Source organism: Embleya sp. NPDC025285 (assembly GCF_055558835.1).
In genome coordinates this window covers 1-21,612 of sequence record NZ_JBVHLU010000039.1, presented here as the reverse complement: position 1 = coordinate 21,612, position 21,612 = coordinate 1, and the positions used below count along the sequence as shown (strand labels likewise).

Genomic DNA, 21,612 nt, shown 5'->3' with positions numbered 1-21,612 from the left:
GGCGATCCGCATCCGAACGACGAAGGAGGGCCCCGGCGCTTGCGCCGGGGCCCTCCTTCGTCGTGTGTGCGACGTCGTGACGTGCGGAGGGGGCTACACGTAGCGCTCCAGGATCGAGGACTCGGCGAGTCGGGACAGCCCCTCGCGCACGCTGCGCGCGCGGGCCTCGCCGACGCCGTCCACGGCCTGGAGGTCGTCGACACTGGCCGCGAGCAGCTTCTGCAGACCGCCGAAGTGCTCCACGAGCCGCTCGATCACCACGGGTGGTAGCCGGGGGACCTTCGCCAGCAGTCGGTAGCCGCGCGGGCTGACCGCCGAGTCGAGCACCTCGTGCCCCGAGGTGAAGCCCAGCGCGCGGGCCACGGTCTGCAGGTCGAGCAGGTCCGCGTGGGCGAGACCGTCCAACTCGGCGAGCACGTCGGCCTCGGTCCGGCCGCGCTTGATCGCGCGCTCGGGCACGTAGTCGCGGGCGACCAGCTTGCGGTCGTCCTCGACGCCCGCGATCAGCTCCTCCAGTTGCAGCGAGAGCAGACGCCCGTCGACGCCCAATTCGGTGACGTAGCCGTCGATCTCGCGGGCGATCAGGCGCACCATCTCCAGTCGCTGGGACACCGCGCACACGTCCCGCACGGTGACCAGGTCCTCGATCTCCAGCGCGGACAGCGTGCCCGACACCTCGTCGAGCCGCAGCTTGTAGCGCTCCAGCGTGGCGAGCGCCTGGTTGGCCCGGGACAGGATCGCCGCCGAGTCCTCCAACACGTGTCGCTTGCCGTTGACGTAGAGCGCGATCAGGCGCATGGACTGGCTCACCGAGACCACCGGGTAGCCGGTCTGCTTGTTGACCCGCTCGGCGGTGCGGTGCCGGGTGCCGGTCTCCTCCGTCGGGATCGACGGGTCCGGGACGAGTTGCACGCCCGCCCGGACGATCTTCGTGCACTCGCGGTCGACCACGACCCCGCCGTCGAGCTTGCACAGCTCGCGCAGCCGGGTCGCGGAGAACTCGACGTCCAGCACGAAACCGCCCGTGGAGAGCGCCTCCACCGCCTTGTCGAAACCGAGCACGATCAGGCCGCCGGTGTTGCCCCGGAGAATGCGCTCCAGGCCGTCGCGCAGGGCGGTGCCCGGGGCCACGGATTGCAGCGCGGCCCTCACGAGGGCCGCGTCGGCACTCGTGCCCTTGTCGGTCCGGTCATTCGTAGCCACAGAACTCCCCGTGGTCGTTGCCATCCTCGGCCGGCCATCGGCCGTCACCCGGGCATTTGCTCCGGTATGCACGGCCGGGAGCGCCTCAGGACCTGCGGTCGACACAGGTCGGCCGCTACGTCGGAAGATCGGTGGAAAAGTCTAGTGCCTCCCGACCGCCGACCGGTCGCCTTATCCGGCCCGAAGCCGTGTTTCGGCACAGGTCGCGCATGCCGTTCCGCTTGTCGAGTATCTCCGAGGCGACGCCCGGTCACTCCTCGGGGCACCCGGAAAGTTGTCGGCCGGCATCGGAGCGTCCCGCCGGTGTCCCCTCCGGGTCCGCTTCCCGGGGTGCCGGCGGGTCGGCCCGTCACTCGCGATCGGGCTTTCGCTCGCGGTGCGACACCAGGTTGAACGCGCGCAGCGCCTCGCGGATGTCGGCCACCTCGATCACCTTCATGCCCTTGGGGACCTTGCCGGGGTCGGGCGGCACCAGCGCGTGGGTGAAGCCGAGCCGGAACGCCTCGGCGAGCCGGCGCTGCACGCCGGTGGCCCGGCGGATCTCGCCCGCGAGGCCGACCTCGCCGATCGCGACCAGCTTGGACGGCAGCGGGTGGTCGGCGGCGGCGCCCGCGAGCGCGAGGGCCGCGGCCAGGTCGGCGGCCGGTTCGGTGAGCTTCACGCCGCCGACGGTGGCGGTGTAGATCTCGGTCTTCTCCAGGCGGACCCCGCCGCGCCGCTCGAGCACCGCGAGCACCATGCCCATCCGGGCCGAGTCCAGCCCCGAGGTGGCCCGACGCGGGGTGGGGATCTGCGACGGCGCCACCAGTGCCTGTACCTCGACCACCAAGGGGCGCTTGCCCTCCAGGGTGACCGTGACGCAGGTGCCGGAGACCGGCTCCTGGCGCTGGGTCAGGAACAGGCCGCTGGGGTCGGTCAGGCCGGTGATGCCCTCGTCGTGCAGCTCGAAGCAGCCGACCTCGTCCGCCGTGCCGTAGCGGTTCTTGATCGCGCGGACCAGGCGCAGCCGGGCGTGTCGGTCGCCCTCGAAGTGCAGCACGACGTCGACCAGGTGCTCCAGCAGGCGCGGGCCGGCGATCGAGCCGTCCTTGGTGACGTGGCCGACCAGGACGGTGGCGATGTTGCGTTCCTTGGCGATCCGGATCAGCGCGCCGGTCACCTCGCGGATCTGCGACACGCCGCCGGGCGCGCCGTCGATCGCGGGCGAGGCGATGGTCTGTACCGAGTCGACCACCAGCAGCGCGGGCTTGACCGCGTCGACGTGGCTGATCAGCGCGGCGAGGTCGGTCTCGGCGGCGAGGTAGAGCTCCTCGTTCAGCGCGCCGATCCGGCCCGCGCGCAGTCGGACCTGGGCGGCCGACTCCTCGCCGGTGATGTAGAGCGTGCGCGCGGCGGGCGAGGCGGACTTGCTCGCCACATCCAGCAGCAGGGTGGACTTGCCGACCCCGGGCTCGCCCGCGAGCAGCACGACCGCGCCCGGGACCAGGCCGCCGCCGAGCACGCGGTCCAGCTCGTCGACGCCGGTCGAACGGAACTTGGCGGTCTGCACGTCGATCCGGCCGATCGGCAGCGCTGCCGTGGTGACCGGGCCGGCGACGATCGAACGGGCCTTGGGCGCGCCGAACTCCTCGACCGTGCCCCACGCGTGGCACTCGTTGCAGCGGCCCAGCCATTTCGGCCCGGTCCAGCCGCATTCGGTGCAGCGGTACGACGGGCGATCCTTCGTAGTGGTCCTGGCCATGCCAGGAACGTTAACGGCCCGCGCCGACATCGATGACCGGCGTCCGATCGATCACGGTCGGAATGTCTTGATCCTGTCACCGAGCCCGCAAAGAGATGGTGACCATGGGCCGTTCTCCCTACCGTGTGGCGGCATGGCGCGTGGGGACGTTGCGGGGCAGGGGTCGGGGACGACGGACGTGACGGGGGCGGTGCCCGACGCGGTCGCGTTGTACGACGCCCATGGCGACGCCCTGTTCGGCTTCTGCGTGGGGCTCGTGCACGACCCCGAGGTCGCCGTGCGGGTGGTGCGGGACACGCTGGCCGTCGGGCCCGAGCGGATCCGGCTGCTGCGCGAGGCCGGGCGGACCCGGGCGCTGCTGTACGCGCTCGCGCGCGCCGAGTGTGCCCGGGCGGCCGGTGGCCGGCGCGGGCCCGGGGTGGTCGAGCAGGTGTTGGCCGCGGGTGGTGCGGCGTGGACGGTGCCCGACCGGCATCGGCTGCCGCCGCTGGTTCCGTACGCGCTGTGGGCGGTGGACGAGGTCGAGCGGATCGCGCTGGACCTGTGTGTGCGGCACGGCCTGGACGGTGCGGAACTGGCCGACGTGCTGGCGCTGTCCGAGCGGCGGGTGGAGCGCGCGCTGGCACGCGGATGGGCGCAGTTCGAGCAGGCGCTGGCGGTGTACGCGGTGGCCACGCACGCGCGCCGGGACTGCCCCGAGCTCGCGTTGTTGTTGCCGGACGAGGGCGCGGCGGTGGAGGCGACGTTGCGCCCGCCGCTGTACCTGCACGTGGACTCGTGCCCGGACTGCGTGGCGCTGCGACCGGGCGAGGTGGACGCGCGGGAGCTGTTGGCGGCGGGCGGATCGCCCGCCGCGCCGTACTCGATCCGGACCGAGTTGCTCGTGAACGGGACGGCGGCCTTCGGTGGGTGGGGCGGTGTCGGCGCGTCGGCCGACCGCGGCGCCTTCCCGAGGGGGACCGGCCGGCCCCGTTCGCGGGTGCCGATGGTGGTGGCGTGCGCGGTCGTCGCGGCGCTGGTGTCGACGCTGGGCGTGCTGGTGCGGCCGGGGGCCGGGGGTGAGGGCACGCCGGTGGCGCTGGGGTCGGCCCAGGTGCCGGATCAGCCCGCGGCTGTGCACCCGCCGGCGGCGCCCTCGGTCGCGCCGAGCAGCGCGTCCGTGCCCGGGCCGACCGCGTCGCGTGGCCCGACCGCGCTGCCGAGCACGCGCGCCGGCAGCGCGAAGCCGACCACCCGGAGCAGCAGGAGCGCCAAGCCCCCGGCGGGCGGCCCGGCTTCGGCGGCCGGCCTTCCGGTGAACCGGCCCCGGTCGCTGGGCTCCACCGAGGGCAATCCGGCGCCCCGGGGCACGCTCGTGTGGTCGAGCCGTGTGCTGGAGCTGGGGTCCGACGGCGCCGCGCGGGTCGTGCGGCTCACCGCCGAGAACGGACCGGTCACGTGGTCCCTGGGCATATCGGAAAATGATTGGCTCACGGCGAGTCCGAATTCCGGAACGCTGGCCAACGGCCAGTCGATATCGATCACGATCTCGGCGAATCCGGACATGGCACCGGCCGCCACGTGGGAAGTGAGCGTTTCGGCGAATCCGACGGGGGTTTCGCTCGCGGTCCGTGGTCCGGGGCGTCGCGTGGACGTTCGATGAAAAAATCCGGCCAAAGGTGACGGACATTCACTCGAAAGTATGATTGTCGACCTCGAAAGGCGTATGAAAGTGCAAATCACCTGAGTCGGCGGCTCTCGGACACCTACGTTCACGAGCGTGAAGGATTCGGTAACCGGCCCGGCGGCTGCCCCGGGAGGGGCTCCTTGCTCCACTCCCCCCGCCGCGGTGCTTTCGTGGGGACGCGCCGCCTACGACGCCTACGCCGAAGGGCTCTACACCTACTGCCTCTCGGTGCTGCGCGATCATCGGGCGGCTGCGGAGTCACTGCGCAGCACCTTCGTGCTGGCCGACCGTCACATCGGCCGGCTCCCCGACCTGGACCTGCTCAAACCGTGGCTGTACGCGCTCGCCCGCTACGAGTGCCTGGTCCGTCTGGACGCGCACGTGCGGGTGGGCAGCGGCCCCGCGCGGCCCGAGGACGTGCGGGTGGTGTGGGCGCACGAGCGCTGCCTGCCGCCGGCCTCGGACGCCGACGATCCCGTCGACCTGTTCCCGGGCACCGAGGCCGGTCGCGCCTCCGCGCGGCCCGGCGACCTGGACGAACTCGCCTGGCCCGAGGCCGTGGGCCTGACCCCGGAGCGGCGCGAGGCGCTGGAGTTGTCGGTGCGGCACGGGCTCGACCCACGCGGGCTGGCCGCCGTGCTCGGCTGCGACGAGCAACACGCCCGCAGCCTGCTCCTGGGCGCCGGCCGCGAGGTGGACCGCACCCGGGCGGCGGTCGCGGGCGCCGCGGCCTCGCACGGGTGCGCGGAGGGCCGGGAACTGGCCGGCGCGCGGCTCACCTCCGCGTTGCGCGAGCGGCTGATCGCGCACGTCGAGACATGTCGGCGGTGCGGACCGCGGGTGCGCCGCGCCGCGACCTGCCTGGCGCCGACCACCGGCGCGGCGGCGGCCCCGGTCGGGCTCGCGCTGATCGCCCCGCCGGCGGCGCTGCGGATCGAGGTGTTGGGCGAGGTGGGCAAAGGGCGCTCGGCCCAGCGCCCGCCGGAGCTCGCCCGTCGGGTCGCCGAGTTCGACCGGGCAGGCTTCCCGGTCTTTCGCGCCCGCGTGGTCGAGCGCGGCAATCGCCGCCGGGCCACGGTGATCGCGGCGGTCGTGGTGGCCGCGGTCGTCGCCGCGCCGGCGCTGGCCCTGTGGCAGGCGTCCGGCGGGTCGGCCGGGGAGTCGAGCGCCAAGGCCGTCACGATCGCGTCGGCGCGGGCGGACGGCCCGAACGGCCCCGTCGCGCTCACACCACCGATCGGGCCCGCGCGCTCGCCGGCGGCGGCGACGATGAGTCCCGCGGTGGCCGACACACCCCACGGGAACGGCTTCGCGCCGATCTCCCCGGCCGGGTCGCCCGCCGCGGGACCGGCCGAGGTCGCGCCCGGGGCGGTCCCGTCACCGCCCGCGCCGGCCGGCGTGCCGAGTGCCACGCCGCCCCTGGTCACGGTCACCTCCACCGGTGATCGCACGGTCGTCACGCTGCGCAACGCCGGCCCGGTGCCGGTCGCCTGGCAGGTCGGGACGGCGGCGCCCTGGTTGCGGCTGAGCCACACACACGGCACGCTCGCCCCCGGACAGCGGGACACCGTCACCGTCTCGGTCGACGCCGAGCGGGCCCCTCGGGGGTCGTGGGTGGCCAAGGTGGAGGTGGATCCGGGCGACGTGGTGGTCACCATCGAGGGCCGCACGGGCGAGACGACCTCCCCGAGCGTCCCGCCGAGCACGACGCCCGCGAGCACCACGAGCGCCGGCCCCGAGCCGACCGGCTGAACGGTCCCGAGACCGGATCCGGCACCGGCCCCGAGACCGGATCCGGCACCGCTCAGACGACCGGATCCGCCGGGTGCGGCGCGATCGGCCGCCCGCCCGCCAGCCGGGTCTCGCAGGCCGCGACCAGCACCGCGTACGCCGCCTCGCCCATCAGCTCGCGCAGTTCCGGACCGTACGACAGATAGACCGGCTCGCCCGCGCCGTGCGCCTCGGTGCTCCCGGTGCACCACCAGTGCAGGTCGTGCCCGCCCGGTCCCCACCCCCGCCGGTCGTACTCGCCGATGGTCACCATCAGCACGCGGGTCTCGTCCGGCCGGTCGATCCAGTCGTAGGTGCGCCGGACCGGCAGTTGCCAGCACACGTCCGGCTTGGTCTCCAGCGGGTGCACACCCTCGCGCAGCGCGAGCGCGTGCAGCGAACAGCCGGTGCCGCCGGCGAACCCGGGACGGTTCAGGAACACACACGCCCCGTCCACCAGGCGGGTGCGCTTGTCGCCGTCCTCGAACTCGCTGACGCCCTGCTCCAGGGCCAGGTCGTGGAACTGCCAGGTCTGCGGGGTCAGCCGTTCCGCCCAGGCCAGCACGCGCTTCTCGTCGTCCTCGTCCGACCAGTGCGCGCCCAGCGAGCAGCACCCGTCCGGCGCGCGGCCGGCCACGACGCCGTGACAACCGGCGCCGAAGATGCACTGCCAACGCGACGTCAGCCAGGTCAGGTCGCAACGAAAGAGTTGATCGGCGTCCTCGGGGTCGGGGAATTCGAACCAAGCGCGCGGAAAATCCAGGTCTACCTCAGGCACGGGACAAGCCTAGGGCTCGGCGCGGGGTGTTCCGTCGGGCAAAGGTGTGGCAACCGAGGGAACGCCCCCGCTCGCGCGCCGGGGGCGACGGATTACCTTCGTGACCATGCGACTCGGTGTTCTCGACGTGGGCTCCAATACGGTCCACCTGCTCGTGGTCGACGCCCATCAGGGTGCTCGGCCTCTTCCCGCGTACTCGCACAAGCGCGAACTGCGCCTGGCGGAGCTCCTGGAGCCGGACGGGAGCATCGCCCCGCACGGGGTGGATCTGCTGGTGCGGACGATGGCGGCGGCCCTGGAGGTCGCCGAGGACAAGGGCGTCGAAGACCTGCTGCCGTTCGCCACGTCCGCGGTGCGCGAGGCGGCCAACTCCGAGGCGGTGCTCGATCGGGTGCGCCGCGAGACCGGCGTGGACCTCCAGGTGCTCACCGGCGCCGACGAGGCGCGACTGACCTTCCTGGCGGTCCGCCGCTGGTTCGGCTGGTCCTCGGGCCGGCTGCTCGTGCTCGACATCGGCGGCGGTTCGCTGGAGATCGCGGCGGGCGTGGACGAGGAGCCGGACGCGGCGGCCTCGCTGCCGCTGGGCGCGGGCCGGCTGACCCGGGCCTGGCTGCACACCGATCCGCCCTCGCCGGACGAGATGCGGGTGCTGCGCAAGCACGTACGCGCGGAGATCGCACGCACGGTCGCCGAGTTCAGCCGGCTCGGCCGGCCCGACCACGTGGTGGCCACGTCCAAGACGTTCAAGCAACTGGCCCGGATCGCCGGCGCGCCGGCCTCGGGCGAGGGGCCCTACGTCAAGCGCTCGCTCAGCCGGGCCGGACTGGCCGACTGGCTGCCCCGGCTCGCGGCGATGACCTCGGCCGAGCGGGCCGCCCTGCCGGGGGTGTCCGTGGGCCGGGCGCCCCAACTGGTCGCGGGCGCGATAGTGGCCGACGCGGCGTTGGACCTGTTCAACGTGAGCGCGCTGGAAGTGTGTCCGTGGGCCCTGCGCGAGGGCATCATCCTGCGCCGGCTGGACTGGATGGACTGACCCGCCGCTCACCCGGATGCCGTGGTCCGGCCCCCGGTTCGGACGCACCGATGCGCGCGATACCGCCGTGTCGGCGGTCGATGGTTCTACTCTGGGCGACGTGGCCGACCACGACATACTCCACGGTACGGGGGCCGACACGTCCGAGGCGCGAGGGCCGGACGCGGTTCTGCGCGTCCCCGACGCGAAGATCGCCCTGTCCACCGCCTCCGTCTATCCCGAGTCCACCGCCGACGGGTTCGAGATCGCGGCCCGGCTCGGCTACGACGGGATCGAGGTGATGGTCTCCACGGACCCGGTGAGCCAGGACGTCGAGGCGCTGCGGCGACTGTCCGACCATCACGGCGTGCCGATCCTGTCCGTGCACGCGCCCTGCCTGCTGATTACCCAACGGGTGTGGGGCACGGATCCGTGGACCAAACTGGTGCGCGCGCGGGACGCCGCCGAGCGGCTCGGCGCCGGGACCGTCGTGGTGCATCCGCCGTTTCGTTGGCAGCGCAGCTATGCCCGCGATTTCGTGCGCGGCATCGAGCGCATGGCCGGCGAGACCGATGTGCTGTTCGCGGTGGAGAACATGTTCCCGCTGCGCTACCGGGACAAGGAGGTCGCCGCGTACGCGCCGGACTGGGACCCCTCCGACGAGGAGTACCGCCACTTCACCCTCGACCTGTCGCACACCGCGACCTCGCGCTCGGACGCGATGGACATGCTCGCCCGGATGGGCGACCGGCTCGGGCACGTGCACCTGGCCGACGGCAGCGGCTCGCTCAAGGACGAGCACCTGGTGCCCGGACGCGGCACCCAACCGTGCGCGGAACTGCTCGAACACCTGGCGCGCACCTCGTTCGCCGGGACGATCGTGCTCGAGGTGAACACCCGCCGCTGCTCCTCGCGCGCCGAGCGTGAGGCGGATCTCGCCGAGGCGCTCGCGTACACGCGCCTGCACCTGGCCGCGGAGGCCGAGCCGGAGCGGCGTTATGGCTGAGGCGCGAACGGCCGCCGAGTCGGCGGGCACGCGGCGCGGCCCGGGCCGGCCGCCGGGTCGGCGCGGCAACGCCTCGGCGACGCGCGAGGGCATCCTGGACGCGGCCCGCGCCGAGTTCGCCGCGCGGGGCTACGCCGGTGCCTCGGTGCGCGCGATCGCCCGCGGCGCGGGCGTGGACCCGGCGCTCGTGCACCACTACTTCGGCTCGAAGGACCGGGTGTTCATCGCGGCCATGGACCTGCCGCTGGAGCCCGAGGCGCTGGCCGCCCGGGTGTTCGCGGCGGGCCCCGAGCACGCGGGCGAGCGGCTGGCCGAGGCGTTCGTGACGCTGTGGGAGCACCCGGACACCGGCACCCGGCTGCTGGCCATCCTGCGCACGGCGGTGTCCGACGGCGGCAACCCGGCCTTTCGCGAGTTCGTCGGCGCGGAGCTGATCGCGCGCCTGGCCGAGGGGGTCGGCGGGGCGGACGCGGCGCTGCGGGTGAACCTGTGCGTGAGCCAGCTCCTGGGGACCGCGCTCACCCGCTACGTACTGCGACTGGAGCCGATCGCCTCGACGCCGGCGGCGGAGGTGGCCGCCCGGCTCGCGCCGATCCTCCAGCGGCACCTGACCGGCTGAGCGTCGGGTCGGGTCCGGTCGTCGGGTCCGGTCGGGCCGGGCCGGGTTCGCTCGTGGGGGTCGCATAGTGGACGTCCGCGCCGTCGTCGGCGCTCGCGGACGTAAGCTCGAAAGCACCCCGGATCCACCGGTGAATTGCTGAGAGGGTGTGTGCAGTGCCGCAACTCAGGTCTCGGACGGTCACCCACGGTCGCGAAATGGCGGGCGCTCGCGCGCTCCTCATGGCCGCAGGCGTCAAGCGTGAGGACTTCGGCAAGCCGATCATCGCGGTTGCCAACAGCTTCACCGAGTTCGTACCGGGGCACACCCACCTCCAGCCGGTCGGCCGGATCGTGTCCGAGGCGATCTCCGCCGCCGGTGGCATCCCGCGCGAGTTCAACACGATCGCGGTCGACGACGGCATCGCGATGGGTCACTCCGGGATGCTCTACTCGCTGCCCTCGCGCGAGCTGATCGCCGACGCGGTGGAGTACATGGTCAACGCGCATCAGGCGGACGCCATGGTGTGTGTCTCGAACTGCGACAAGATCACCCCCGGCATGCTGATGGCCGCGCTGCGGCTGAACATCCCGGCCGTGTTCGTCTCCGGCGGCCCGATGGAGGCCGGCACCGCGGTGATGGTCGACGGTCGGGTGCGCCCGCACCTGGACCTGATCACCGCGATCTCCGACTCCGCGTCCGACCAGGTCTCCGACGAGGACCTGGAGCGGATCGAGAACGCCGCGTGTCCCACGTGTGGTTCGTGCGCGGGCATGTTCACCGCCAACTCGATGAACTTCCTGGTCGAGGCGATGGGCCTGGCACTGCCGGGCAACGGCTCGGTGCTGGCCACGCACACCGCGCGCAAGGCGCTGTACGAGGGCGCGGGCCGCACCGTCGTGGAGATCACCAAGCGCTACTACGAGCAGGACGACGAGAGCGTGCTGCCGCGCAACGTGGCGACCCGGCAGGCGTTCGAGAACGCGATGGCGATGGACATCGCCATGGGCGGTTCGACCAACACCATCCTGCACCTGCTCGCGGCCGCGCAGGAGGCCGAGATGGACTTCACCATGGCCGACATCGACGCGCTCTCGCGGCGCGTGCCGTGTCTGGCCAAGGTGGCGCCGAACAACGCGCCATACCACGTGGAGGACGTGCACCGGGCGGGCGGCGTGCCCGCGCTGCTGGGCGAGCTGTACCGCGCCGGACTGCTGCACGAGGACGTGCGCTCGGTGCACACCGACTCGCTCGCCGAGTGGCTCAAGACCTGGGACGTGCGAGGCGGTTCGCCCTCCGCCGAGGCGGTCGAGCTGTTCCACGCGGCCCCCGGGTGTGTGCGCTCGGCCACCGCGTTCAGCCAGTCCGAGCGCTGGGACTCGCTCGACCTGGACGTGGCCTCGGGCTGCATCCGCGACGTCGAGCACGCGTACAGCAAGGACGGCGGCCTGGGCATCCTGTACGGCAACCTCGCCGAGGCGGGTTGTGTGGTCAAGACCGCGGGCGTGGACGAGTCGATCTGGACCTTCTCCGGACCGGCCGTCGTGGTCGAGTCGCAGGAGGCGGCGGTCGACGCGATCCTGACCAAGCGGGTCAAGGAGGGCGACGTCGTGGTGGTCCGCTACGAGGGCCCCAAGGGTGGTCCCGGCATGCAGGAGATGCTCTACCCGACGTCCTTCCTCAAGGGCCGCGGGCTCGGCGCGAAGTGCGCGCTGATCACCGACGGGCGCTTCTCCGGCGGCACCTCGGGCCTGTCCATCGGGCACGTCTCGCCGGAGGCCGCGGCCGGCGGCACGATCGCGCTGGTCCGGGACGGCGACATCATCACGATCGACATCCCGAACCGCCGGATCGAGCTGGAGGTCTCCTTCGAGGAGCTGGCCGAGCGCCGCGAGCGGCTGCTGCACGACCTGGGCAAGTACCGCCCGGTCGACCGCGACCGGGTGGTCAGCACGGCACTGAAGGCGTACGCGGCGATGGCCACCAGCGCGGACCGGGGCGCGGTGCGTGACGTGTCGATGTTCGACTGATCCACGGCGGTTTCCGAAAGGGCGTCCCGGCTTCGGCCGGGGCGCCCTTTCGTCGTGTGCGGGGTCGTGCCGGGCCGGGCCTCGACCCGGCGGGCCCGCCGGGTCGGAGGGCCTTGACGAAGCGGGCCGGCGAGCACATATTCAACACATGATGAATTATGCCGAGGACGCGATCCGGGCCGAGGGGCTGCGGGTCGTGCGTGGTGGGCGGGTGGTGCTCGACGACGTGTCGTTCGTCGTGCCGCGCGGGAGCGTTACCGGGCTGCTCGGGCCGAGCGGCTGCGGCAAGAGCACGCTGATGCGTGCGATCGTCGGCGTGCAGGCACAGGTGAGCGGGCGACTGGAGGTGTTGGGCCGTCCCACCGGGGACAAGCGGCTGCGCAGCGCGATCGGCTACGTGACCCAGGCGCCGTCGGTCTACGCGGACCTGACCGTGCGGGAGAACCTGCGCTACTTCGGCGCGATCCTGGGCGCCTCGGCGGGCGAGGTGGACCGGGTGCTCCGCGAGGTGGACCTGACCGATCGCCGGGACGCCGAGGTGGCCCGGCTGTCCGGTGGACAGCGGGCCCGGGTGTCGCTGGCCGCCGCGCTGCTCGGCGAGCCGGATCTGCTGGTCCTGGACGAGCCCACGGTCGGCCTCGACCCGGTGCTGCGCCGGGACCTGTGGGGTCTGTTCCATCGGCTCGCCGCCGACGGCGTCACGCTGCTGGTCTCCAGCCACGTGATGGACGAGGCCGAGCGCTGCGAGCGGCTGTTGCTGCTGCGCGACGGCGCGCTGCTCGCCGACGACACCCCCGCCGCGCTGCTCGAGCGGACCGGGGCCCGGGACGCGGAGTCCGCCTTCCTCGCGCTGGTCGACTCCGCGCGCGGCCCGGCCGCTTCGACCCCGGCCGGCACCTCCGTCGCCGCTTCGATCTCGACCTCCGGGAGCGCGTCATGACCGGCACCGCCACCACCGCCACCGCGCGCCGCGTGCTCGGTCAACTGCGGCACGACCCGCGCACCATCGCGCTGATGCTGCTGGTGCCGTGCCTGCTGCTCACGCTGCTGTACTGGCTCTACGACGCCGAACCGCAGCGGTTCGACCGGATCGGCGGGCCACTGCTCGGCATCTTCCCGTTCGTGGTGATGTTCCTGGTCACCTCGGTGGCCACGCTGCGCGAGCGGTCCACCGGCACGCTGGAGCGGCTGCTCACCATGCCGATCCGCAAGCTCGAACTGATCGGCGGGTACGCGCTCGCGTTCGGTCTGGTCGCGGTGGTCCAGGCGGTCGTGGCCACCGGGCTCGCGATCGGCCTGCTCGGCCTGGACGTGGCCGGACCGACCTGGCTGATCCTGTGCGTCGCGGTACTGAACGCGCTGCTCGGGCTCGCCCTCGGGCTGTTGGTGAGCGCCTTCGCCCACACCGAGTTCCAGGCCGTGCAGTTCCTGCCCGCGGTGATCCTGCCGCAGTTCCTGCTGTGCGGGCTGTTCGTGCCGCGCGCGCAGATGCAGCCGGTGCTCGAAGCGGTCTCCGCCGTGCTCCCGCTGTCCTACGCGGTGGACGCGATGTCCCGGCTGACCACCGACAACGAGGTCTCCGGCCTGCTGCTTCGCGATGTCGCGGTGATCGCCGGCTGCGTCCTGGCGGCCCTGGCACTCGGCGCGCCGACCCTGCGTCGACGCACCCCATAGGACACGTGTACGTACCGTACGGTGGCCACCGGAGGCATCCGTGCCTCCGGTTGGACCAACGAACGCGAGAAAGTGTGGGGCCATGGCTCAGCGGGTTGCCGTCGTCGGCACCGGGAAGATCGGTGAAGCGCTGTTGTCCGGGATGATCCGGGCGGGCAAGAGCCCGGACGACCTCCTGGTCACCGCCCGCCGGGCCGAGCGCGCCGAGGATCTGCGCCGCCGCTACGGCGTGGAGGCGGTCACCAACGCCGAGGCGGCCAAGGCCGCCGACATCCTGATCCTGACGGTCAAGCCGCAGGACATGGCCGCGTTGATGGACGAGTTGGCCCCGCACGTGCCCGCCGACCGGTTGATCGTCAGCGGCGCGGCGGGCATCACCACCAAGTTCCTGGAGGCGCGCCTGGCCGCCGGCACCCCCGTGGTGCGGGTCATGTCGAACACGCCGGTGCTGGTGGACGAGGGGATGAGCGCCATCTCCGGCGGCGCGCACGCCACCGAGGAGCACCTGGGCCGGGTCGAGGAGATCTTCGGGTCGGTGGGCAAGACCATCCGGGTTCCGGAGAAGCAGCAGGACGCGGTCACCGCGCTGTCCGGCTCGGGTCCGGCCTACTTCTACTTCCTGGTCGAGGCGATGACCGACGCCGGCATCCTGCTCGGCCTGCCGCGCGCCGCCGCGCACGACCTGATCGTGCAGGCCGCGATCGGCGCGTCGGTGATGCTGCGCGACTCGGGTGAGCACCCCACGCTGCTGCGCGAGGCGGTGACATCGCCGGCCGGCACCACGATCGCCGCGATCCGCGAGCTGGAGAACCACGGCGTGCGCGCCGCGCTGCTCGCCGCGCTGGAAGCCGCGAGCAACCGGTCGCAGGAGATCGCCGAGGGCCTCAAGTGAAGCCCGAACTGGTGGTCTTCGACAACGACGGTGTGCTGGTGGACAGCGAGCCGATCGCCAACCGGGCGCTCGCCGGGCTGCTCACCGAACTGGGCGTGCCCACCAGCTACGAGGACTCGCTGCGCGACTACCTCGGCGGCACCATGGCGCGAGTGCACACGATCGTCCGCGAGCGGGACGGCGTCACGCTGCCCGCCGATTTCGACCACGTCTACCACGAGCGGGTGTTCGCCGGGTTTCGGGCCGAACTCGAGGCCGTGGTCGGGGTCGCCGACGTGCTCGCCGCGCTCGACCGCGCGGGCGTCGCGTACTGCCTCGCCTCCTCCGGCACGCACGAGCGGATCCGGCTCGCGCTGACCCGGACCGGGCTGATCCGGCACTTTCCCGAGTCGGTCCTGTTCAGCAGCCAGGACGTCGCGCAGGGCAAGCCGGCGCCCGACCTGTTCCTGCACGCCGCCGCCACGATGGGCGTCGACCCGGCGCGGTGCGTGGTGATCGAGGACAGTCCGCTGGGGGTCCAGGCCGCGCGGGCCGCCGGGATGACCGTCTACGGCTATGCCGCGATGACCCCGCCCGAGCGGCTCGCGGACGCCGACTCGCTGTTCAAGGACATGGCGGACCTGCCGGAACTGCTGGGCATCCGAGGGGCTTCGGGCGGTTTTTCCGCCCAGGGAATCTGACGATTCATCAAAAGATCTTCCCGGCCTCTGTCCGTGGAAGTGACCCGTCGGTAGCGTGCACGCCCATGCAGGTGACCGAACCGGCGGCCGGGCCGTCCAAGGAAGAAGCGCTGCGCCGCGCGCGCTTCAGCCTGCTCGCGTGCTTTTTGATCCAGGGCGCCTCCTTCGCGCTCCTGGTGACCCGGATCCCGGCGATCCAGCGCCGCTACGACATGGGCGACGGCACGCTGACCGCGGTCCTGTCGGTGGTGCCGATCGTCGCCGGCGTCGGCAGCGTGCTCGCCGGCGCGCTGGCCAAGCGCTACGGCAGCCACACCGTGCTCCGGGTGTCCCAGCCGATCGTCTGCGCGATCCTGATCGGGGTCGGCGCGGGCGATCGGCTGTGGCAACTGGCGATCGTGCTCTTCGTGTTCGGGCTCTCCCTGGGCGCGGTGGACGCGACGATGAACATGCAGGGCGTGGCGATCCAGGGCCGCGCCGGGCGCAGCATCATGCTCGGCTTCCACGCCTCCTACAGCCTCGGCGGCCTGGCCGGCGCCGGGGTCGCCGGGCTGTGCGCGTGGGGCGACGTCGCGCTGGTGTGGATGTACGCGGGCGCCGCCGTGCTCACCGTGCCGGCTCTACTCGTGGTCGGCCCCGGCTACCTGCGCGCGGACACCGCGGCGCCGGCCACCGAGCCCGTCGACCCGGAGCGGCCCGCGTACAAGCTGCCCTGGCGCCCGTTGATCCCGCTGTGCCTGGTGATGACGTTCGCCTACATCGGCGACTCGACGGTGGCCAACTGGAGCGCGGTCTACCTGGAGAAGGTGCTGGACAGCTCCGAGGCGTTCGCGGTGGTCCCCTACATCGCGTACATGATCACCACGCTGATCGGCCGCGGCGTCGGCGACCTCGGCGTACGCCGCTGGGGCATGGTCAACGTGGTCCGCGGCGGGGCCGTGGTCGCGGCGGCCGGTTTCGCGGTGGTCCTCGCCGCCCCGCACGCCGCGGTGGGCCTGCTCGGCTTCGTGATCCTGGGCGTGGGCCTGTGCGTACTGGTCCCGCAGACGTTCGCCGCGGGCGGCCGGCAGTCGCCGCGGGACGCGGACGAGGCGGTGGCCCGGCTCAACATCTTCAACTACGTCGGCTTCCTGATCGGCACCCCGCTCGTGGGCGGGATCGCCGACCTCGCCTCGTTCCGCGTCGCGATGCTCGTACCGCTGTTCCTGGTGCTCGCCGTGGTGCCGCTGGCCCGTGCCTTCGCCCCGCACGGTGAACCCGCTCACGACCGATGATCGTGAGCCGGGTCGGGCGGTAGCGTGACCGCATGAGTCGAGCGGTGCGGGTGATGTGGGACGACCGGATGACCGGTTACGACTTCGGCTCGTGGCACCCGATGAAACCGGTACGGCTGCGCCTGACCATCGACCTGATCCGCGCGTTCGGCCTGCACAACCTGCCGGAACTGCGGGTGTGCACGCCTGGGACCGCCACCGACGAGCAACTGACCACGGTGCACACCGCCGCCTACGTGGCCGCCGTGCGGGCCGCCTCCGAGAACCCCGGGCGGGCCGATCAGAGCTATGGGTTCGGCACCGTGGACACTCCCGCGTTCGCCGACATGCACGACGTGTCCGCGTTGATCGCGGGCGCCTCGATCGCCGCGGCCGACGCGGTCTGGCTGGGCCCGGAACACCCGGACGGCGCCGACCACGCGATCAACTTCGCGGGCGGCCTGCACCACGCGATGCCCGCCTCGGCGGGCGGTTTCTGCGTGTACAACGACCCCGCGCTGGCCATCGCCCGCCTGCTCGAACTCGGCGCCGAGCGGGTCGCCTACGTGGACATCGACGTGCACCACGGGGACGGCGTGCAGCAGGCGTTCTGGAACGACCCGCGCGTGCTCACCATCAGCCTGCACGAGAGCCCGCGCTTCCTGTTCCCGGGCACCGGCTTCCCGGACGAGGTCGGCGGGCCGGACGCCGAGGGCTTCGCGGCCAACCTCGCGCTTCCGCCCGGCATCGCCGACGCCGCGTGGCTGCGCGCGTTCCACGCGGTGGTGCCGCCGCTGCTCGCCGCGTTTCGCCCGGACGCGCTGGTGACCCAACACGGCGCGGACACCCACGTGGAGGACCCGCTGGCCCACTTCGCGCTGAGCGTGGACGCGCAGCGCACGGCGCATGCCGCGTTGCACGCGCTCGCGCACGAACACGCAGGCGGGCGCTGGATAGCCACCGGCGGCGGAGGCTACGCGGCGGTGGACGTGGTCCCACGCACCTGGACGCACCTGGTGGCCGAGGCGGCCGGCCACCCCATCGAACCCACCCGGGACGTACCGCTCGACTGGCGCGAGGAGGTCCGCATGCTCACCCGCGAGTCGGGACCGCAGCGGATGACCGACGGCGGGACCGGCGATTTTCGGCCGTTCTCCACGGGGTACGACCCGGCGGACCGGACCGACCAATCAATTCTGGCCACCCGCCGAGCGGTCTTCCCGGCCCACGGCCTCGACCCGATGTTCGATCTGTGACCCGTGGTCGCGATGCCTCCCGTGACCTCGACCCGTGACTCAAGGAGCTGTGCGTGACCGTTGCGGTTCCCACCCCCTCGGAGCTTCGCTCCCACCTCGTGCGCGGCCGGATCGCCGGTGACGTGGCGACGTCGAGAGAGAACAACCTCCGGCACTACCGACTGATGAGCGAGCGGCACCCGGGCCATCTGTTCGGCCTCGAACCGGACGGTCGGTGGAACGCGGACGACGTGCTGGCGCTGATGGTGCGCCGTTGCGGAGTGGTCGCCGACCCGGCCCACCGCAGCGGCCAGGACACCATCGACCCGGACCTGACCATCGCCGCCCTGGACGCCTACGCCGATCGGGTCGCCCTCGCCGCGAAGCGCCGCGAGCGGGTCATCGTTGCGACGGGTCACCCGGACGGCCTACAGGATTGGTACCGCACGCTGGCGCGCGTGCTGCGCGACGCCGGGTGTACGCTCCTGCGCCCCGCAGCGGGCTGGACCTATCGCACGCCGACCGCCGAGGGCGGGCAGAGCCGCACCGTGCGCTACCGGGGCGACGTGGCGATGGTGGTCGACGACACGGGAGATTTCCGGCACACCCACTCCGCGCGCGGCGTTCGGGCGATGCTGGCCGAGCTGGCGGCCCGCAACGAGCCGCTCCCGGATCTGCTGATCGGCGACCACGGGTGGGCCGGCGGCGCGGGTCAGGCGGGGGTTCCGGCGATCGGATTCGCGGATTGCAACGACCCCGCGCTGTTCGTGGCGGCCGAGGAGGGCCGGGTCGAGGTGGTCGTTCCGCTGGACGACAACGTCGCGCCACATCTGTACAAACCGCTCATGGCCTACGTCCTCGATCGGTCCGGACTGTCCGGAATCAATCCATAAAACAGCCTGATGGGCTATTCAGGTGGGATAACTACTCCTCTTCCCCACTGGTACCACACGCCACTACTCTGGAGGGACGCACGTGCGTGTGGCAGTCGCCGGAGGGGAAGCCGGCGCCCGACGCGTGCTGAATGGTTCGGTGCGTCATGGCTTCTGGAGAGAGGCCTCTCAACGAGGTCAACTTCTTGACTGTGGCCGAGGTGGCCGCGGTGATGCGGGTGTCCAAGATGACGGTGTATCGCCTGGTCCACAGTGGCGAGATGCCGGCCATCAGGGTTGGTCGGTCCTTCCGAGTTCCGGAGCAGGCCGTCCACGACTACCTGCGAGACTCCTACGTGGAAACAGCGTAGGGGGGCATTACGGACCGCCTCGTTTAGAGGTGGGCCGGGGCGGCGAGTAGGCTGGCCCCCAGTTGTGCGGGCTGATCCGGCTCCGCGCGGTAGGAACGTCACGTGAGCGAGGGTTGTCGGTGGGCTCTGTCATCAAGAAGCGTCGCAAGCGCATGGCGAAGAAGAAGCACCGCAAGCTTCTCAAGAAGACGCGTGTGCAGCGTCGCAACAAGAAGTAGGCATCCCACCGGCGTATGCCGCTGAAGCCTTGGGCGACCGCCCGTCGTGTTCCCTTCCGGGGGGCGCGACGGGCGGTCGTCGTGCTTTTCGGGGCGTTGCCGGTGGGTTTCCCGATCCGCATATGTGCACCACCGGTGTGAACGCCTCGTAAACGTGCGTCCGGTGGGTAGTCGGTACGGATACGTTGGGAACCTGTCGTCTCGCGTATGCGTTCCGTCACCATTCGAGCGCATGGCGATCACCTGGCGAGCAAACATGGGCGGGGGGAGGCACAGCGTGGGACGTGTTGTGATGGTCACCGGGGTCGCCGGCGACCCGGGGGCCGATTTCGTGCGGATGATCCGCGACGAGCCGGGAGTCGACCGGGTGATCGGAGTCGACCTGGTCGAGCCCGGGTCCACTCCGGACGGCGTGGACTTCGTGCTCGCCGACATCCGCAACCCGATGATCGCCAAGGTGGTCGCCTCGGCGGCGGTGGACACCGTGGTGCACCTGAGTCCCAGTGAACTGCCGTCGACCCAGGGCGGTGCGGTCTCGATCAAGGAGACCAACGTCATCGGCACCATGCAATTGCTCGCCGCCTGCCAGAAGGCGCCCTCCATCCGCCGCCTGGTGGTGCGCTCGACCACCGCCGTCTACGGCGGTTCGCCGCGCGACCCCGCGCTGTTCGCGGAGGACACCGAACCGCGCGTGCAGCCCTCCGCCGGATGGGCCAAGGACGCCGTGGAGATCGAGGGCTACGTGCGCGGCTTCGCCCGGCGCCGGCCGGATGTCGCGGTCACGGTGCTGCGGTTCGCGCCGCAGCTCGGGCCGCGGACCGACTCGCCGATGGGCTCCTACTTCGCGCTCCCGGTGTTGCCGACGGTGCTCGGCTACGACCCGCGCCTGCAGTTCGTGCACGAGGACGACCTGCTGGAGGCGCTGCGGATCGCCGTACTGGCCGATCGGCCGGGCACCTACAACATCGCCGCCGAGGGGGTGCTGTTCCTGTCCCAGGCCGCGCGTCGGCTCGGTCGAGCGGTGCTGCCCTTCCCGGCCGCCGCGGTCGGCCTGGTCAATCAGGGTTTGCGCCGCGCGGGTTCGGTGCACCTGTCCGCCGAGCAGGTGCGACTGCTCACCCATGGGCGTGTGGTCGACCCCACGCGCGCCCGGGAGAAACTGGGCTTCGTCGCGGCCAGGAGCACGGCCGAGACGTTCGCCGACTATGCCTGGGGTCGATATTCGGCCGGTCTGCTCGACCCCAGGCGCCTGGCACAGGTGCCCGATCGACTCGCCACGTTGCTGCTCACCAGGAGGAGCCCCGATGGGTGACGCCCGGATCATTCCCTTCGACGGCGCCGCCTCCGGAGCGCGGACGCCCGCGCCCCGGTCGGCGCGGCGGCCCGCCCGACCCGCGCGGGCGGTCCGGGTGCCCGAGCCGGTCGAGGGCGAGGTGCCGGTGCGGTCGATCGAGGGGCGGGCGATCCGCGAGCGCGAGGAGGCGCCGGGCGCCGGGCCCAGGCGCGCGCCCGGGACCGGGCGCTCGCTGCTCGGCTCGCTCGCGGGCGCGGTGGGCGGGGTCGTGGGCGGTGCCGCCGCCGGACTCCTGGACGGTGTGGCCGGACCGGGCTGGGAGGACAAGGCCGCGGACGGGCTGGCCTTCCTGCGACGGCGGATCACCGGCGACTACGAGGTGGACGAGTTCGGCTTCGACCCCGAGCTCAACGACAAACTGATGGCCGCGCTGCGGGTGGTGTACGAGCAGTACTTCCGGATCGAGGTCAGCGGCCTGGAGAACATCCCGGCCAAGGGCGGCGCGCTGATCGTCGCGAACCACTCGGGCACGCTGCCCGTGGACGCGCTGATGACGCAGGTGGCGGTGCACGACCACCACCCCGACCAACGCAACCTGCGACTGCTCGCCGCCGACCTGGTCTTCCAATTGCCGCTGGTGGGCTCGGTGGCGCGCAAGAGCGGACACACCCTCGCGTGCCACGCGGACGCCGAACGGCTGCTCGCCAAGGGCGAGTTGGTCGGGGTGTGGCCGGAGGGCTACAAGGGCCTGGGCAAGCCGTTCAGCGAGCGGTACAAGCTCCAGCGTTTCGGGCGCGGCGGGTTCGTCTCGGCCGCGCTGCGCACTCAGGTGCCGATCGTGCCCTGCTCGATCGTGGGCGCCGAGGAGATCTTCCCGATGGTCGGCAACGTGCGCACGCTGGCCCGGTTGCTGAACCTGCCCTACTTCCCGATCACGCCTACCTTCCCGCTGCTCGGCCCGCTCGGCCTGGTGCCGCTGCCCACCCGGTGGCGGATCGAGTTCGGCGCGCCGATCCACACGGACGCGTACGCGGAGGAGGCGGCGGACGACCCGATGGTCGTTTTCAACCTGACCGACGAGGTGCGCGAGACCATCCAGCACACCATCTATCGGTTGTTGATGCAGCGGCGGTCGGTCTTCTTCTAGGGCTTCACGGGTTCCCCGGCTTCGCGGGCGCGCTCCGGCTTCGGCCTCCTCCGGGGCGCGCCTCCCGGGCTTCGGCACACGGCGCGGGGGGGGGGGGGGGGGGGGGGGGGGGGGGGGGGGGGGGGGGGGGGGGGGGGGGGGGGGGGGGGGGGGGGGGGGGGGGGGGGGGAGC

General features: G+C 72.4%; 20 protein-coding genes. 17 read left to right on the top strand and 3 right to left on the bottom strand.

Translation table 11 applies throughout. The annotated features are described in order from the left end of the window. Positions 1–93: 93 nt before the first annotated feature. Both disA and radA read right to left on the bottom strand, forming a co-directional pair. Positions 94–1,203 carry a DNA integrity scanning diadenylate cyclase DisA gene (gene disA, locus ACZ4FV_RS25455; protein ID WP_020549623.1) on the bottom strand — a complete coding sequence of 370 codons (1,110 nt, stop codon included), beginning with the start codon at positions 1,201–1,203 and terminating at the stop codon, positions 94–96. Positions 1,204–1,552: 349 nt separating this feature from the next. After that, positions 1,553–2,944, bottom strand: coding sequence for a DNA repair protein RadA (gene radA, locus ACZ4FV_RS25450; protein WP_395866868.1), 1,392 nt, complete (start codon positions 2,942–2,944; stop codon positions 1,553–1,555). A gap of 133 nt (positions 2,945–3,077) precedes the next feature. Between radA and ACZ4FV_RS25445 the strand changes: the two genes are divergently transcribed. Together ACZ4FV_RS25445 and ACZ4FV_RS25440 are read left to right on the top strand one after the other, a co-directional pair. Continuing rightward, entirely contained in the window at positions 3,078–4,586 is a 1,509-nt protein-coding gene (locus ACZ4FV_RS25445; protein ID WP_465323291.1) for a BACON domain-containing protein, read from the top strand. 117 nt (positions 4,587–4,703) lie between these two features. After that, positions 4,704–6,362 carry a BACON domain-containing protein gene (locus tag ACZ4FV_RS25440; RefSeq protein ID WP_402234547.1) on the top strand — a complete coding sequence of 553 codons (1,659 nt, stop codon included), beginning with the start codon at positions 4,704–4,706 and terminating at the stop codon, positions 6,360–6,362. Positions 6,363–6,414: 52 nt separating this feature from the next. Here ACZ4FV_RS25440 and ACZ4FV_RS25435 read toward each other — a convergent pair whose 3' ends face one another. Then, positions 6,415–7,158, bottom strand: coding sequence for a DUF3109 family protein (locus ACZ4FV_RS25435; RefSeq protein WP_395866874.1), 744 nt, complete (start codon positions 7,156–7,158; stop codon positions 6,415–6,417). Between the two features lie 106 nt (positions 7,159–7,264). Between ACZ4FV_RS25435 and ACZ4FV_RS25430 the strand changes: the two genes are divergently transcribed. From ACZ4FV_RS25430 to ACZ4FV_RS25360, 15 genes are all read left to right on the top strand, one after another. Next, positions 7,265–8,191, top strand: a complete 927-nt coding sequence (locus ACZ4FV_RS25430; RefSeq protein ID WP_395866876.1) for a Ppx/GppA family phosphatase — start codon at positions 7,265–7,267, stop codon at positions 8,189–8,191. A 169-nt stretch (positions 8,192–8,360) separates the two neighbouring features. After that, positions 8,361–9,176: a sugar phosphate isomerase/epimerase family protein gene (locus ACZ4FV_RS25425; protein WP_402234617.1), complete on the top strand. Its 816-nt coding sequence runs from the start codon at positions 8,361–8,363 to the stop codon at positions 9,174–9,176. Continuing rightward, entirely contained in the window at positions 9,169–9,795 is a 627-nt protein-coding gene (locus ACZ4FV_RS25420) for a TetR/AcrR family transcriptional regulator (RefSeq protein ID WP_395866877.1), read from the top strand. The genes ACZ4FV_RS25425 and ACZ4FV_RS25420 overlap by 8 nt, the downstream gene beginning before the upstream one ends. Positions 9,796–9,950: 155 nt before the next feature. After that, positions 9,951–11,804, top strand: coding sequence for a dihydroxy-acid dehydratase (ilvD, locus tag ACZ4FV_RS25415; RefSeq protein WP_395866879.1), 1,854 nt, complete (start codon positions 9,951–9,953; stop codon positions 11,802–11,804). Between the two features lie 148 nt (positions 11,805–11,952). Continuing rightward, on the top strand, positions 11,953–12,744 hold the full coding sequence (locus tag ACZ4FV_RS25410; protein ID WP_395866881.1) for an ABC transporter ATP-binding protein: 792 nt from the start codon (positions 11,953–11,955) through the stop codon (positions 12,742–12,744). Beyond that, the gene (locus tag ACZ4FV_RS25405) at positions 12,741–13,478 is read left to right on the top strand and encodes an ABC transporter permease (RefSeq protein WP_402234551.1); all 738 of its coding nucleotides are present in this window, start codon (positions 12,741–12,743) and stop codon (positions 13,476–13,478) included. Before ACZ4FV_RS25410 ends, ACZ4FV_RS25405 begins: the two co-directional genes overlap by 4 nt. An 82-nt stretch (positions 13,479–13,560) precedes the next feature. Next, entirely contained in the window at positions 13,561–14,370 is an 810-nt protein-coding gene (gene proC / locus ACZ4FV_RS25400) for a pyrroline-5-carboxylate reductase (RefSeq protein WP_395866885.1), read from the top strand. Continuing rightward, positions 14,367–15,050 carry an HAD family hydrolase gene (locus tag ACZ4FV_RS25395; protein WP_402234552.1) on the top strand — a complete coding sequence of 228 codons (684 nt, stop codon included), beginning with the start codon at positions 14,367–14,369 and terminating at the stop codon, positions 15,048–15,050. Before proC ends, ACZ4FV_RS25395 begins: the two co-directional genes overlap by 4 nt. A 65-nt stretch (positions 15,051–15,115) precedes the next feature. Further along, positions 15,116–16,324: an MFS transporter gene (locus ACZ4FV_RS25390; protein ID WP_395866889.1), complete on the top strand. Its 1,209-nt coding sequence runs from the start codon at positions 15,116–15,118 to the stop codon at positions 16,322–16,324. Positions 16,325–16,356: 32 nt separating this feature from the next. Then, a complete protein-coding gene (locus ACZ4FV_RS25385; protein ID WP_395866891.1) occupies positions 16,357–17,559 on the top strand; it encodes an acetoin utilization protein AcuC in 1,203 nt (400 codons plus the stop codon). 53 nt (positions 17,560–17,612) lie between these two features. Further along, positions 17,613–18,431 (top strand): phosphatase, encoded by an 819-nt coding sequence (locus ACZ4FV_RS25380; protein ID WP_395866893.1) that lies wholly within the window; start codon positions 17,613–17,615, stop codon positions 18,429–18,431. Between the two features lie 146 nt (positions 18,432–18,577). Continuing rightward, positions 18,578–18,781 carry a helix-turn-helix domain-containing protein gene (locus tag ACZ4FV_RS25375; protein WP_020549639.1) on the top strand — a complete coding sequence of 68 codons (204 nt, stop codon included), beginning with the start codon at positions 18,578–18,580 and terminating at the stop codon, positions 18,779–18,781. A gap of 119 nt (positions 18,782–18,900) precedes the next feature. Next, positions 18,901–18,999: a 30S ribosomal protein bS22 gene (locus ACZ4FV_RS25370; protein WP_012854759.1), complete on the top strand. Its 99-nt coding sequence runs from the start codon at positions 18,901–18,903 to the stop codon at positions 18,997–18,999. Positions 19,000–19,276: 277 nt separating this feature from the next. After that, entirely contained in the window at positions 19,277–20,311 is a 1,035-nt protein-coding gene (locus ACZ4FV_RS25365) for an NAD-dependent epimerase/dehydratase family protein (protein ID WP_465323290.1), read from the top strand. Beyond that, positions 20,304–21,440 carry a lysophospholipid acyltransferase family protein gene (locus tag ACZ4FV_RS25360; protein ID WP_395866897.1) on the top strand — a complete coding sequence of 379 codons (1,137 nt, stop codon included), beginning with the start codon at positions 20,304–20,306 and terminating at the stop codon, positions 21,438–21,440. The genes ACZ4FV_RS25365 and ACZ4FV_RS25360 overlap by 8 nt, the downstream gene beginning before the upstream one ends. Positions 21,441–21,612 lie beyond the last annotated feature (172 nt).

Bases quoted from the DNA above. Each gene is read 5' to 3' on its own strand.
- radA (WP_395866868.1), bottom strand. From the start codon at position 2,944: ATGGCCAGGACCACTACGAAGGATCGCCCGTCGTACCGCTGCACCGAA.
- ACZ4FV_RS25445 (WP_465323291.1), top strand. From the start codon at position 3,078: ATGGCGCGTGGGGACGTTGCGGGGCAGGGGTCGGGGACGACGGACGTG.
- ACZ4FV_RS25430 (WP_395866876.1), top strand. From the start codon at position 7,265: ATGCGACTCGGTGTTCTCGACGTGGGCTCCAATACGGTCCACCTGCTC.
- ACZ4FV_RS25420 (WP_395866877.1), top strand. From the start codon at position 9,169: ATGGCTGAGGCGCGAACGGCCGCCGAGTCGGCGGGCACGCGGCGCGGC.
- ACZ4FV_RS25410 (WP_395866881.1), top strand. From the start codon at position 11,953: ATGATGAATTATGCCGAGGACGCGATCCGGGCCGAGGGGCTGCGGGTC.
- ACZ4FV_RS25405 (WP_402234551.1), top strand. From the start codon at position 12,741: ATGACCGGCACCGCCACCACCGCCACCGCGCGCCGCGTGCTCGGTCAA.
- proC (WP_395866885.1), top strand. From the start codon at position 13,561: ATGGCTCAGCGGGTTGCCGTCGTCGGCACCGGGAAGATCGGTGAAGCG.
- ACZ4FV_RS25390 (WP_395866889.1), top strand. From the start codon at position 15,116: ATGCAGGTGACCGAACCGGCGGCCGGGCCGTCCAAGGAAGAAGCGCTG.
- ACZ4FV_RS25385 (WP_395866891.1), top strand. From the start codon at position 16,357: ATGAGTCGAGCGGTGCGGGTGATGTGGGACGACCGGATGACCGGTTAC.
- ACZ4FV_RS25375 (WP_020549639.1), top strand. From the start codon at position 18,578: ATGGCTTCTGGAGAGAGGCCTCTCAACGAGGTCAACTTCTTGACTGTG.
- ACZ4FV_RS25360 (WP_395866897.1), top strand. From the start codon at position 20,304: ATGGGTGACGCCCGGATCATTCCCTTCGACGGCGCCGCCTCCGGAGCG.